Annotated in this window: 8 protein-coding genes; 4 read left to right on the forward strand and 4 right to left on the reverse strand. The window is 66.5% G+C overall.

Annotated features, from left to right (window positions below; genetic code table 11):
• The first annotated feature begins 250 nt into the window (after positions 1-250).
• From ABD901_RS44430 to ABD901_RS44440, 3 genes are all read left to right on the forward strand, one after another.
• A complete protein-coding gene (locus tag ABD901_RS44430) occupies positions 251-1,603 on the forward strand; it encodes a transposase (RefSeq protein ID WP_345137344.1) in 1,353 nt (450 codons plus the stop codon).
• A 909-nt stretch (positions 1,604-2,512) separates the two neighbouring features.
• On the forward strand, positions 2,513-3,094 hold the full coding sequence (locus ABD901_RS44435) for a hypothetical protein (protein ID WP_345137346.1): 582 nt from the start codon (positions 2,513-2,515) through the stop codon (positions 3,092-3,094).
• A 424-nt stretch (positions 3,095-3,518) separates the two neighbouring features.
• The gene (locus ABD901_RS44440; protein ID WP_345137348.1) at positions 3,519-4,004 is read left to right on the forward strand and encodes a hypothetical protein; all 486 of its coding nucleotides are present in this window, start codon (positions 3,519-3,521) and stop codon (positions 4,002-4,004) included.
• A 311-nt stretch (positions 4,005-4,315) separates the two neighbouring features.
• On the opposite strand, the gene ABD901_RS44445 is transcribed toward ABD901_RS44440, so the two are convergent.
• Positions 4,316-5,050, reverse strand: a complete 735-nt coding sequence (locus ABD901_RS44445) for a winged helix-turn-helix transcriptional regulator (RefSeq protein ID WP_345137350.1) — start codon at positions 5,048-5,050, stop codon at positions 4,316-4,318.
• A gap of 76 nt (positions 5,051-5,126) precedes the next feature.
• Here ABD901_RS44445 and ABD901_RS44450 point away from each other — a divergent pair, with 76 nt between their 5' ends.
• On the forward strand, positions 5,127-5,882 hold the full coding sequence (locus ABD901_RS44450) for a DUF899 family protein (RefSeq protein ID WP_345137351.1): 756 nt from the start codon (positions 5,127-5,129) through the stop codon (positions 5,880-5,882).
• Between the two features lie 1,218 nt (positions 5,883-7,100).
• Here the strand turns inward: ABD901_RS44450 and ABD901_RS44455 are convergent.
• Genes ABD901_RS44455 through ABD901_RS44465 form a run of 3 tightly spaced genes read right to left on the reverse strand, consistent with a single transcriptional unit; the run spans position 7,101 to position 13,408 of the window.
• Positions 7,101-8,528: a hypothetical protein gene (locus ABD901_RS44455; protein ID WP_345137353.1), complete on the reverse strand. Its 1,428-nt coding sequence runs from the start codon at positions 8,526-8,528 to the stop codon at positions 7,101-7,103.
• Positions 8,525-11,485: a hypothetical protein gene (locus ABD901_RS44460; protein WP_345137356.1), complete on the reverse strand. Its 2,961-nt coding sequence runs from the start codon at positions 11,483-11,485 to the stop codon at positions 8,525-8,527. Before ABD901_RS44460 ends, ABD901_RS44455 begins: the two co-directional genes overlap by 4 nt.
• 18 nt (positions 11,486-11,503) lie before the next feature.
• Positions 11,504-13,408 carry an alpha/beta fold hydrolase gene (locus tag ABD901_RS44465; RefSeq protein ID WP_345137358.1) on the reverse strand — a complete coding sequence of 635 codons (1,905 nt, stop codon included), beginning with the start codon at positions 13,406-13,408 and terminating at the stop codon, positions 11,504-11,506.
• Between the last annotated feature and the right edge of the window lie 134 nt (positions 13,409-13,542).

Below are 13,542 nucleotides of genomic sequence, written 5' to 3' on the forward strand. Positions count from 1 at the left end.
CGTACTTCGGCAATGCAGCGCGGGGAAGTGCGGATGATAGAAGGTGCGTCACGGTAGGAACCGAATGAGGCTAGTCACCCAGCACGGCTCGTGGCGCCGAAGTCGCCGCCACGAAGCGCGACAATCTCCAGGCAACGGCCGCGCGAAATCTGCGGCATAGAAAGACGTTCTGCGTGTCGATGCAGGACGTGGGAACGTCCCCCTGATGCGCTTGTCGGGCTTGGTGTCCCATCGCAGGAGGAGGACGTTCATGGGTAACGGTAGCGGTGTGTCCCGTGGTGATCGCAACCGCAATGTGCGGCTGGCTCGGTTGCGGATGCTGGTCCCGCCGGTGAACGCGATCGTCGGCATCGGCTTGGCAGACAGGAAGCAGATGGTCGTGGTCACGGACCATGACTCGAAAGTGTCGGTACGCAGAACATTCCGCCGCCGCGCCTGGGATCTGGGTGTGGCGCTGGACTGGGCGGGGAAGCAGGCCGCGGTGAAGGGCTTCGCCGGCGTGACGGTGGCGTGTGAGCCGACCGGTCACCGGTGGCGGGTGCTGGGTCAGCTGGCCGGGGAACGGAGCATGCCGTTCGTGTGTGTCCAGCCGATGCTGTCGTCGTGGGCGCGGCGCAGTGAGGATCTGACGTTCGACAAGACCGATGAGAAAGATGCGGTGATCATTGCCCGGCTGACGGCTCAGCTGCGCTGCTATGTTCCCGAACCAGTCGATGAGACGTGGGGCCGGCTGCGGCATCTGGGCGCGCGTCGGGAGCAGCTGCTTGTCGAGGCCGGCAGTCAGGTCCAGCAGATCCGAGCTCTGTTGGAGTGTGTCTGGCCGGCGGTGTTGCAGAGCGCCCGGCAGCCGTTTCGTTCCCTGACGTGGACTGCCGCGTTGAGCGTCGTGGTGGACCGTGATGGCGGGGACCTGGCCCGGACCCGCCGGCTGGGGTTGGTGCGGTTCGAGACGGCGGTGCGGCGTGAGGTCGTCCGACGCGGTCGGCAGCGACCCTGTTTGCGGATCGTGCGGCTGTTGTTCGCGGCGTTGACCGACCCGGCCGGCGTGACCGCTCACCGGGCGGGTGCCTTGGAGCGGGTGGCGCTGCTGCTGAGCGACTGGCTCGAGACCCACCGTCGGCTGCTGGACACCGAGGGGCGGATGACAGCGGTCCTGGACGGGCTGCGGCTCACCGAACTGGCGGCCTCGATCCCTGGTCTGTCCGCGGTCGGCGCCGCGGCGATCCTGGCCGAGACCGGTGATCCGAAACGATTTGCCAGTGCCCGGGCGTTGGTCAAGCACGCCGGTTTGGCCCCGCGGGAGAAGCTATCGGGCACGTTCAAAGGCCGCACGAAACTGACCGGTCAAGGACGTCCCGGGTTGCGGCTGGCCGCCTGGCGAGCCGTGTGGGGCGCGCAACGCGCCAACCCGGTCTACGCCGCCCGGTTCACCCGCCTGACCACCCGGGAGCAGAACGCGCTGACGGTCACCCAGGCCCAGGCCGTGATCGCCGCTGCGATCCTGCGGCAACTGCATGCCGTCGTCACCACCGGCCGGGCCTGGGACCCGGTCATCGCCGCCCACGGCGCCGAACCCCGCACGGTGCTGCCCATCGCTGCCTGACAGCTGCAGGCGGCCCGTCAAGCCGGGGTCGGGGCGAGCCCCACGCGGCATTGAGGAACCACGGTTACCTCGACGCTCATCATGGGCAGCCCCGCCCGTCGTCTCACCAACCCGATTACACGCTGCCGGGACCAACCCCATTACCGCTATGCCGGGACAGACGACGGACGAGGCACCGACCAGGGGCTTGACGCAGAACGTCTTACGCTGATGAGCGTGCACCTGATCAAGCTGGCGCTCGTCTTGCAGCCTGTGGAGATACTCCTGGTATGGATCTGGCGACAGCGCTCGGCACAGGCTCGGCGGTCCTCGGCGCCGCTGTCACGGTGGTTGGCCTCGCAATTAACGCCTCGAGCAACAGGCGGGCCCAATACGATCGCATACTCGCCGAGACGGCGAAGCTAAGCCAGGGCGCGGTGGCCTCCGCCCGGCACAGCGTAGGGAAGCTTTTGGAGGGTGGACCTCAAGGCCGCGTACTGCCTGACGAGACGGTGGAGCAGATCTTCGACGTTCTTTGGGCATTCGAACGCCTGGACGGCCTTTATGAATCGCTGCGTCCACGTTGGATCCGTTCAAAGCGGCCCAACGGCCCTCAGCGCCTGCTGCTGATCTCCTGCCGGAGTGCGATCTCCACCTGGTACGACTACTCCACAAGAGCCTTCACAACAGCCTCCGGCGAACCTGCAATTTTGGAACCGAGCAGTCTCGGTGTCCAGCACCTCCAGACGGAGGTCCAAAGACTCGGATTGGGCACGTCCCGAACCCCGTCCGCTCGGTCTGCGGCATGACAGCATGCCCCATAGACGACGGACGAGACACCGACCAGGGCTTGACGCAGAACGTCCTACGCTGATGTGCGTGCACTGAGGCTGTTTGTATCGGGAAGGCTCGACAACTTCGGGAGCACGGATGCGGGACCTCAACGCCACGTTGACGCCGGCCGTGCGCCGTCAGGCGGCTGCGCTGGCCGGTGCGCGGTACGCGGCACTGACCGTCGGCGTGCCGCCCGTTCGCGGGCTCGGCCACATCGACGCCCACCTGCGCCGGTTTCTCGAAGCGCTTGCCGCCGAGGTGCTTCCGCTCGGTGACCCGGCTGTGGTGGGCGAGTTGAAGCGGCGCGCCGAGAGGTACCTCGACGCCTTCGACGAATATGAGGAAGTGCCGACCGGCGTCGGCTACTACCCGTACGAGTGCGTGATGCAGCTGCTCAGGGCAACGGAGGTGCTTGCCGGTCAGTCGCTCGCTGCGCGGTCGTTCGACAAGTTGTGGGAGTACGGCGAGCGGTTCGCGGGACACGTCGACTGGGAGATGGAGCGCAGTGGGGTCGCGCACGACCTGGGGCAGCCGTTCGAGTCGGCGGAGCGCGACATTTGGCTCGCGCACGTCCGACTGACGGGAGCGGACGACGACGCGTACTACGGGGTGCGCGGCCTCGGTGAGCGCTTCGTCCGGGTGGTGGTCGACAGCCTCGCCGTGGTCTATCGGGCGTAGGGCCGGCTCTGCGAAACCAGCCCGTCCAGGATTCCGTCAAGTTCCTCGGCATGAGGCCTGCTGATACATCCGGTCATCGGCTAGATCAGCGAACCGGCGTACGCCGGATGCCCGTTACGCAGCGTCACGGAGATGATCGACCATGCGCTCGCGGTCGGCGGCATGTGCGAGCATCTGATCAAGACAGCCGGTCTATGCCGAGCGAGTGGATGAGCTCCCGTTCGTCTGAACCCGAACGGCATGTGCGGACCGCCGAAGTCGTGGTCTGGTTGTGTGCGTGGTCGGCGTGCTGGTTGGGCGCGTGCCTGTCGGGCGGCGCGATGAGGGATCATGGTTGCATGGAATTTGGTCTGATTGTCCGTTCGTGTACCGGTCAACGACGATGAACGCTCGTGGGCGAGGGGTTGACTCGCCGGTCAGCTGGGTGCCGATTGCCGGGCTCACCGAGCTTGCCCGCGCGCTGTTGGGCGACCGGCGTGGTGATCGGGATGCGATTCCGGGGCATGTCCGCGACCGGATCACCGCGCTGGCCGAGCGATGGGCCGCGCACGGGTTCACCGCCGAGACGGTGCACGTCTGGAAGGATCTGGATCCGGCGGCGGCCGCGCGGCTGCATGCCCACGGCATCAGCGCGGCCGCTTTGCAGCAGCACACCGTCGTCACACCGATGGGCAGCACCAGCCTGTGGCAAGCCGTCATCTCCGGCACGCTGTCGGCAGCCGAAGCCGTCAACGAACTCCGGGCCGCAGGACCGCCCGAGCCGACGGCGCGGCTGTCTACACCCTCACCGGCCGTGTCGACGCCGCGGCCAGCTCCGGCGGTGTTCTCCCACCCCGTGGCTGACCTCGACCCCGACAGCGCTGACCGTCGCGGCAAATCGACGCCAACTCAGACGCCGTTTCGGGCCTGATGCCGGGGGCTGTCGGTGGGCACCAATCCAAGCCTGATACCGCCAAGACCGCCCGATTGGTATCGATGCTCGCCCGCGATGTCCATCAATGCGTCGATGGCGTTGGACAGCTGAAGCAGCCGGACGTGGTCGGCCGGCGCAGCTCGCCGACGCGTTCAGGTCGCACCTGAACACGCAGTCCGGGCAACGGCGCCGGTGCACTACGCCGCATATGAGCCCAGCCCGCTGGGAGCGGCAGATGCGCGCACGTGACCTTGGTCGTCGCCCGGCCGGAGTGTCCACTGAACAGGGCGGTCCGGCCTGACGCGGTATCAGGTCACGTTTCGGGCGCGATCTGGCGGCCGTCGGTCCGCTTCTGTGGACCGGAGCTGCCGGTTGCGTGTTGATTCTGTGGGAGCTGGGACGTGCACGGCCGCAAGGAGGCGGCGTACGGCCTCGGGATCACCGATGATGGCGGCGCCCGCGGCTACGAGGCCGGCCAGGTCGTCGTCGCCGAAGGCGGCGAGGAGGGCGTCCGTCGTGGTGATCAGGACGGCGTCCGGTTCTTCGGGCGGCTCGTGGGCGATCTCGGCGCCGGCTGGGGTGAAGCGGACGCCGAACACCCCGGCAGGACCGTGGTCGCGGAGTTCGATCCGCAGCGTCGCCCCGGGCCGCTGCGGAGTCGGCACGAAATAGGTCCGGATGGCGAGCATGGCGCTGTCTGCGCTCACGAAGAGCTGTTCCGCGGTCGGCGGAGCGGCCAGTGCCCACGTGCCGAGCGCGACCACGATCGGCTCGAGGCCGCGACCCCACGCGGTCAGCTCGTACACCCGCACATTGCCCGGCGGAGGCAGCTGCCGGCGGCGTACGACGCCCGCGTCGGCCAGCTCGCGCAGCCGGTCGGAAAGCGCGTTCGGGCTGGCGGTCGGAAGTGCCTGCTGCAGGTCGGTGAACCGTTTCGGCCCGAGCAGCAGCTCGCGCACCACGAGCAGCGACCACCGCTCACCCACGATGTCGAGGCCGCGCGCGATGCCGCAGGCCTGTCGATAGCCCCGCTGAGCCGGCATGGACAACCTCTCTCGTGTGCTTGCCCGATCATAGCATTCACTATTAGGGTCATAGCACTCGATGCGAGGAGGACCCATGTCCACGCCAGCTGCACCCCCGCTCACCGATCGCCAGACCTGGCAGCAGCAGCTCGACGAGCTCCGGCTCCGCGAGAAGGCGCACACCCGCGAGGGTGATGCCATCGCCGCGGCCCGCCGCCGGCTGCCGATGGTCGAGGTCGACCCGACGACCCGCTTGATCGGTGCCGACGGACCGGTGCCCCTGCTCGATGTCTTTGAGGGCAGGACCCAGTTGTTCGCGTCGTACCACATGTGGCACACGGGCAGGCCGGCCGCCGAGCAGTGCGAGGGCTGTACGTTCTTCACCGGCCAGGTGCTCGAGCTGTCCTACCTGCATTCGCGCGACGTCACGTTCGCGGTCTTCTGCCAGGGACCGGTCGAGGAGACGTCACGCTACCGAGACTTCATGGGCTGGCAGGCGCCCTGGTACTCGGTGCCTGCGGAGTCGCTCGACGCCCTCGTCGCCGGGCGCGCGTTCGGGATGAAGGCGTGCTACCTCCGGCAGGGCCGCCAGGTGTTCGAGACCTACTGGACCACCGGGCGGGGAGTCGAGGCGATGGCGCTGTCGTACGGGCTGCTCGACATGACCGTCTACGGTCGCCAGGAGGACTGGGAGGACTCACCGGAAGGCTGGCCGCAGGACTTCCGAACCGACGGCGACCAGTTCCGGCTCGACGGGCGACCCGCTTCGCAGTGGTCGCGCCTCGCCGCCGGCCGTGACGACGACCTGGGCGCTACCGGGCCCGCCGGTAGCGAGCACCACTGCCACTGAGGTTCGGCCCCCTGTCCATCTCATGAAGCCACCGGCCGAGTGCGCGGATCTAGGCCAAGATCGGACATCCGCTCTTCGGCAGATCCGGAAGCCATGATCAAGTGCGTGGGTTGACCTTCGATGTGGGCACCGGCGATCCCCATGAGTGACCGTAGATCTTGTACCGGTGCGCAGCCGGTGTGGTGTGGCCTGTCTGTTGATCACAGTACGGGTGTACGTGTCGGCGGTGTGTCGTGATCGTCCACAGTGGACCTCGATCGTGGCCGTTGTGGGACGGGGCGAGTTTGGGGTCGCTGAGCGGCGTGCGGGTCGTCGCGACCGTGAAAGTGCAGCTCAACGGCGGTTCGAGATGGGGCGAGCGCTGCGCGTCGGCGTGCCGGGCGTGGTGGTCGAGCCGCAGGTCGGGCCGTTCCGTGGTGACTAACAGTACGCCCGTACGGGCTAGAACTTGTGTCGCGGGGCGATCGGCACATCGAGCTTTGTCGACACGAAAGGCCAGCTGAGCTGGCCTTTCGTAATGTCGGGACAGCGGGATTTGAACCCACGACCCCTTGACCCCCAGGGGGGGTAGCCGGAGGCCCCAGCGACGTGCTCAGGCACATTCTCCCAGGTCGCTACAAGCATAAACCGGCCGAGTAAAGGAGTCGCTGGTTGCGCTGCGCAGCAGGCGCCCGGGCTGGGTCAAGTCCGATGGCGTCTGCAGGCGCTGCAAAACCGGCAGGTGCGGACGCTGGCCCCAGTCTGAGTCCGTTTTAGGCGAGGATCTCGATGTCCTTGGCCAGGTCGCTCGTCGGCAACAGCCGGAGCATCGCGAAGATGTTCGTCACCCCGAGATACGCCAATCGCAGCAGCACAATCGACCATCATCGCTCAGCGACCGCCGGCTGTCCCCACCGCCATGGCCGTCAAATCAAGGTCGTGGGCCTCTCGGCGAGGAGGCGCCTCACCAGGCCGGATCGCATTCTCGGCAAGCGCAATCACGAACGAGCGACCATCGCGTCCGTTGTCTCCGCCGATCACCGATCCGGCAGAGTTCCGCGACCTCGACATCCGACGACGCGACTGCCTCGGCGGCGTCCTGCACCAGTACTAACACGCCGCTTGAACTGGACGGACACGGTTTTCGGCAAGCGCAGGGCACAGGCTCGATCTGCCCGCCGGATCGGGGCGCATCTTCGTTCAATGGGGCCTGCCGGCGCTTGCCAGAGGCGGCAACGCCTATCTTGCCAGCCGTTCCAGCTCGCTCAACATCAGTTTGTACTGCGGCGAACTGCTGCGCGTCGACGTCAGGTGGCTGGCATCGACCGCCCCTTGCCAGGAACCGCAATTGAGCAGATGTCCGACCGCTCGGACGAACGTGCGGATCGATTTCGGGTAGCTGCCGACGGGTAGATCCTGAATGACGGCCTGGAAGCGGGCGAGTTGTGTGAGCTCCCGTTCGAGCTGCGGTGCCCCGGCGTCCCGGAGCATGCGCACACCGGTGGCGAGGTAGTGCTGGTAGTCGTCGAACAGCAGGCCACTCACGGAGTCGGGGATGCCGTACGGAGTGGGTGCGCTTTCGACGTCGTCGGAAGGTTTGCTCGGTCGCACGCCCGACAGATATGCCTGGCGCAGTATTTTTCGGCAGAGGTCCTGCACGCCCACGTCCTGGTCAGCGCCGGCCAGGGCGATGGTCCTGTCGACGATCGTCGGCCAGGGGCGAATCTCCGACAGCACGTGCAGCACATTCTCGGCACTGGGTCCGTCGCGGGACAGGAGGCTTTCCATCAGCTCGCGGATCCGCACGTTCCCGCGCTCGGCCATCTCCCTCATCAGCTCCCAGTAGTGCGCCCGCTGTCCTCCGATGTAGGGCGTCTGGGCCATTGCGGTGGCCAACCGATCGAGCGTCTCAGCGCGTGCCGGCCATCCGTCGCGTAGCGCCAAGCCGACCAGGTAGAAGTCGTGGTGAGACACAAGGATCTCGAGAAGATCTTGCTGGAGATTCTGGTCGTGATCCTCGGTGAGCCGGCCGATCAGTTTCTTGAGCGCCTCGTCCTGCGACTCGAACGTCCCGTTCTGGTGAGGCGGGAAGAGGTCCACGACGAGGCGGTGCCGCTCGTCGAGTGAGGCCGCACGCTTCAACGCCCAAATCGGGTCCTTGGCCGCGTTCCATCGTGCTAGTTCCAGGACACCGACGTGTTCTCGCCGGTCGGTTGATTCCAGGTAGCACAGGATGCCTGTGCTTGTGCTCTGCATCAGCCGATCTCGGAGAACGGCATCGATGGTCCGCCAAGCCTGCGGCGTCATCAACGAAACCAGAAGAAAGTCTGGCGAGCCGTAGCCGGAGCGCGTGCCTCCATCGGTGTGCACCAGCCCATCGCCCTTGTTGAAGATCCGGACGACTTCGGCGAGACGGACTGGAAACTCGTGCCGTCCGGTCAGAACGACGATCGCGCCGCTTTCCGCACCTCGCAGGACGGCCTGATGTACCTGGCGCCAATCCCGGTCATCGACCGGCAGCACGCTGACGGTGCGCTGTTGCGCCACACCTTCCAACGTTGCGATGAAGGTGGGCATCAGGTGCGGCGCCACCACGTACACCGCGCCCCATCCCATGCGGACCGACACCGCGAGCATTCGGTCCAAAGCGTCGTCGTTGCCCGTCAACTGACCTCGTTCCTCCAGTTCGCTCGGTCGCCCAGCGGTTTCAGCCGACGGTAGATGTCGGCCCGATCCGCATCCTTGTCGTATGCCAGCACTGTGGCGCATATGTGATCGGCGATGGCGGGATAGGGCAGGGCGGCCTCCAGGACGGCCGCGAGCTCGTCGGGCATCGGCAGTTGGCCGGCCCGGCGATACCCGCGGACGATCCGTTCCAGCGCGACCGGGCCGAGCCTCGGTGCCACCAACGACCATGGCCGACGCCCCACGCGGGCATCGGCGAGAAGCAGCGCTTCTTGCGCGAGGTCGACGGCATCGAGCTTCTGCTCCAGGCCCGGTCGCAGATCCATCGCGTCGTTGGCCCGATGTCGATGACACGCAGCCCACGCTTCGGCTAGATAGAACGCGGTGTTGTTGCGATCCGAGTGCGGTGCGACCGCCGCGATCGCGCTTGCCAGCAGCGACGTGGCGCTGTCGGCGATGCCGCAGCGGAAGAAGTTGATCGCGGCCTCTGCAAGTAGCCGGCTCTGGTCGGGCACATCCGTACCAGGCTGTCTGCCGGTGACGCCGCAGTGCAGCACGGCGTGGTTCACGACGGTGTCCTGTTGTCCGTCCATGGTCAGCTCCAGCTGGTGGCGCTGTCCGACGAGCGCGAACCAACTCCAGGCCAGGGTCTGGCAGGCGCCTCCCGGAGCATTGGCCGTGCCGAGGAACAGAGGCGGCACCGCCGTCTCCTCCAACTCGCCCGGCGGTAGCAGGCATGCAAGATGACAACTGCAGACCACGTTCATCGTTGCCCGGATCGGATCCCGGCCGCGGACGTTCAACAGCTCGTGGGTGACCTGGTCGAGCCAGTACCGAATCAGGAAGTCGGGCATGCCGGCGAGCGCGGTGGACTGCACGTCGAGCGCCGTTCGTGGATGCCGTCGGAAGGTCTCGAGGAGACGATGGCAGGCGCGGATCGCCTGGTCCTCGTCGCCGAGGGCGACGTGGATGCGAGTCCAGCCGGACCAGTAATGCATCGTCCCTTCGGGCGACAGCTGGGGCTCGGCGTCGCGCCAGGCCGCGGTCAACGCGGTCGGTTCCAGGCCTGCCACTCCAATGTTGTCCAGCAGCAGCGCGAGGCCTTCGACCGCCGACGGATCATGCGCGGCGTCGCCTGGTGTCGGGCCGAACAACCATCCGGCCTCCATGGGTACCTTCTCGGGATCGCGACCGCCCCGGCCCAGCAACCAGGTTTGCGGAGGCATTGACGACGGCGCGGGTTCGGGATCGGCCCAGCGGATCAGACTAGCTTCGTCGACAGGTGCGAGTGCCGACGCAATCGCGCGGACCGACTGTGCATCGACGACGTCAACCGCCGCGGTGAGCACGTCGAACCGCCCGGCGAGCAGGGCCGTCCGGGCCAGTATCGAAACCGCCGGCCATTGTGAACGCCGCACGAGGTCAGCAAGGGCATCGGGTAACACGGCCGCGACGACCTGCTCGGAAGCGGCGTACGGCGCTTCGGCGAGCTTCAGGATCGTCTCCGCTCGATCTACGGGGTCTGCCACTTCAGTGATCTCGCGAACGAGGTTGAGCCGATACCGCGGCGCCGCGACTGAGCGGAGGGCGAAAAGATTGATCCGCCAGCGCCTGTCGGCGACCGTCTTGATCAGCTCCCCGAACGCAGCGTCGAGTGTCTCGTCAAGGTCGGACGACGTCGGCTTGGCGAGGATGCCGGTGAGCTCCACGATGGCCTGGACAAGCACCCGGGTCGAGCCGGCGCCGATGGCTGACCTGGCCGCGGTTGCGACTGTGGCACGGGCGACATTTATGTCCCCTTCAGCCAGTTGCACGCCGGCCAACGCCATCATCAGCTCGGGACGAGGATCAGCGGTGACGAGTCGATCGATCAGCGGACGCATCGCCGGGCCTGCGTCGCGCGTGTCCGACACCAGCGTTGCGACAGTGCGGAGCCAGCTGGCAACGGCGGCGGTTCGATCGAATCCGGCAGGCATCAGCGACAGGGTGTGTGCCGCCTCGCCAAGTAGCGTCAAGGCCGTTGGTGCCTGTCCGATCGCGACGGTCGACTCCGCGGCAGCGGAGAGCGCCCGGCATCGGGCGCCGGATCTGACGCAACTGCGCGCCGCTCGGGTCAACCGCGCCGCGATCTCGTCGAGATGCCTGCCGCGGTAGGGCGGCGACGTCAGCATCCGCACACAGGTGTCGAGGGCATTCGCCATGGGAAGGTCCGACTGGACAGATTCCAAGAGGTCCATGGTCCTCAGCAGGGCGAGGTCGTCCAGTCCTCCGTGGACCGTCGCGAGCCATTGCAGCAACCGGGCTTTGTCGTCGTCTGACGGTGACTGCTGGGCGAGTGACAACGCGACCTGCAAACACTCGTCGCGGCGAACCGGCGTCAGCCGAATATCGCGTGCGGCCAGTACCCATGCGAGGATGCGATCGAAACCGGGCGGTAGACCAGCAGCCCTGTCGGACCTGATCACACCGCGTCGAGCGTCCGCGATGATGGATGCGACCACCCCGCCGAGATCGTGTTGAGTCAGGATGCCGTCGACATCATGCGAGAGGTGGTCCAGAGATTTGTCCGGGTAGAGCACGCCGAGGGCCAGATCCACTCTCAGCCGCTGGGTCCGGTCCGGAATCGTCTCTGGTGGCAGCGCCCGCAGGTCGCCGACCGACGCGGGGTGATGTGCAGCCGGTCGCGACAACCCGCCGAAGCGGGTCCATTGGGTCCAAATCGCAGGGGCGTCGGAGACGCTCAGATCCTGGCCGATCTGGCGCAGCAGCTGGCGGATGTCCAGCATCATGTCCGCCCCCTCGCCAGAGGCTTGTTTGATCTCGAAGAAGGTGGAGCGAACGAAGCTCCGCAGCTTGGCAGGGTTACGAGCACCGATGAGCCGCCGGGTCAGTGTCCGCAAGGCGATCGACACCTCGCCGGGTACTGCGTTCTCCGGCACGCTCGGACCATTCATGCGCTAGTCCAGGTCGATTCCGATGGCCCGCAGTTGCTGATTGGCGATCTGCTCGTTGATCTGCCCAAGCGTGATCCCTGCACTGCGCACCGTGTCGTCCCGGCGCAGGAACTCACGGAAGCTGGCGTGGTAGATGCGAAAGGTTGAGCCCCGCCCGACCGTTGACAGGTCGAGGAACGGTCGCCACAGTCCGAGCACTTCCTGCACCGCAAAGGGGCTCTCGCCGGCGTACTTGGCGATCCACTCGAGCGGGACCGCTTGTTCGGACTCGGACAGCACATAGATGATCTTCATGGATCGTTCCCACGCTGTCTCCCGTACCCTGGAGCGCATGCGTCGCCAGTGATCTTCGTAGTACTTCGTAAGCCCTTGGGGGAGTCGCTCAGTGTCGCTGTAGTAGGCGGGGTCTTCCGCAATCGCCGGGAGAATGTAGTGCAGATACATGAAGTTGCCCTCGCTGCGTTCGACGAGAGCGTCCAGCAAATCGTCCAGCCGTACTCCCAGGGCGGCGAGGTCGCGCCCGAGTCGCGTGCCGCTGATGCGCTCGCCGAGATAGGCCCTGGCATCGCGCCTGTTGTCGGCGGAGAGCGGGTCGATCGTGAACTTCGAGTACGCCGCGCTGGTCCTCAGGGCGAGCTCGTCGGGCCGGACCGTCAAGACGAAGTACACCGACTGCGGCAGGTCCGGCGGGAGGAACAGCACGTTCCGCCCGGCGCCCGGGTCGCCGACCTCGTCGATCGCGTCAACCGCGACCACCAGGCGTTCGCCCGCGGCGGCCGCCTTGGTGCCTGCTTCCCGCAACAGTTCGCTGAGTGCCGCGCCGTCCCGGCGGAAGTCGGAAACCGTCGCGGTCGTCCGTATGTCGTACCGAGCCACGAGTTGCGCGCAGACGTTCCCCAGAAACTGCTCGAAGCTGTTGACGCCCATGGCGGCGACGTTGAAGTGATGCACGTAGCTGCGGTGCCGTACGAGATTGGCGATCACGGCGGTCTTGCCGATTCCGGGTACGCCCTCAACGGCGAAGTAGCCACGGTCGTGCCGACCCAGGAACTCGTCGATCCTGTCAAACACGAACTTCCGTCCGATGAAGCCCTCGACATGATGGTCGATCAGCGTGCGAAACTCGATCGCGCGGCCGGTCGAGCCGGTCCGGCTCGCCTCCGCCGTCCCGTCCGCCGCGGCCGGCGGCGGAGACCCAAGGTCGTCGAGAAGGTGTTTTCGCAGTGTTGAAAACGTCAGGTTGCCGGGCGCGTCAGGGTCGAGGATCGAGAAGTGGTCGCCGGCGAGCGCCCCGACACTGGGAAAGGCACTCTGCGCCGAGGTCCGAGTGACCACGTTGTCGGTCCGGCCGGAATACACATGGAACGGAATTGGGCACTGTCGTTCGTCCACGCCCCTGGCGTTGACGACCTGCCTAAGGACGGTGCGGCGCGACTCGGCCGCCTCCTTGGTGAGTACCCCTAGCTCCCGCGCCTGCGGGTGGCGATGGAACCTCGCAGCGGCCCGGAACGAGCGTAGGTATTCCGACCCTTCGTTGGGACACGAAAGCATGACGACCATCTTGAGCCGGGTGAGCTCGCGGCCGCGACCCTCGTTGAGCATCCAGGCCAGGAATCGCTGCAGAATGAGTCCGCCCTGGCTGTGCGTGACAATGGCAACCCTCGGTTCACTCTGCAGCTGTACGCTGTACAGGGTGGCTAGCGTCTGCGCGATGTCGTTGTAGTCCGGAATCCGAGCCGGCGTGAGGGGCATGCGCAGCTTCGGCGACTCGTACCCGAAGGCATGTACCCGCAAACTGCGCAGCTCATCGTCGGCCTCGATCCGATCGATGAGCTTGGCCCACGTGTCAGGCGACGACCAGAAGCCGTGAATGAGAATGATGGCCCCATTGACCATACGTTGATCCATTCGTCATTGATCTGCGGACGGCCCTAGAAAACCCTGTACCGGGGTCCCGACCCGAGCGTGTCAGCGACCCACAACACGGTACCGGCACTGATCCTGCTTGAGCCACCCCAGGCGCGCCTGCCGATCCGGACCTG

The sequence above is a fragment of the Dactylosporangium darangshiense genome (assembly GCF_039537565.1).
GTDB classification, from domain to species: Bacteria; Actinomycetota; Actinomycetes; order Mycobacteriales; family Micromonosporaceae; genus Dactylosporangium; species Dactylosporangium darangshiense.

What these genes read in the sequence shown, in the direction of transcription:
- ABD901_RS44430 (WP_345137344.1), top strand. Translation starts at nt 251, where the DNA reads ATGGGTAACGGTAGCGGTGTGTCCCGTGGTGATCGCAACCGCAATGTG.
- ABD901_RS44435 (WP_345137346.1), top strand. Translation starts at nt 2,513, where the DNA reads ATGCGGGACCTCAACGCCACGTTGACGCCGGCCGTGCGCCGTCAGGCG.
- ABD901_RS44445 (WP_345137350.1), bottom strand. Translation starts at nt 5,050, where the DNA reads ATGCCGGCTCAGCGGGGCTATCGACAGGCCTGCGGCATCGCGCGCGGC.
- ABD901_RS44450 (WP_345137351.1), top strand. Translation starts at nt 5,127, where the DNA reads ATGTCCACGCCAGCTGCACCCCCGCTCACCGATCGCCAGACCTGGCAG.
- ABD901_RS44465 (WP_345137358.1), bottom strand. Translation starts at nt 13,408, where the DNA reads ATGGATCAACGTATGGTCAATGGGGCCATCATTCTCATTCACGGCTTC.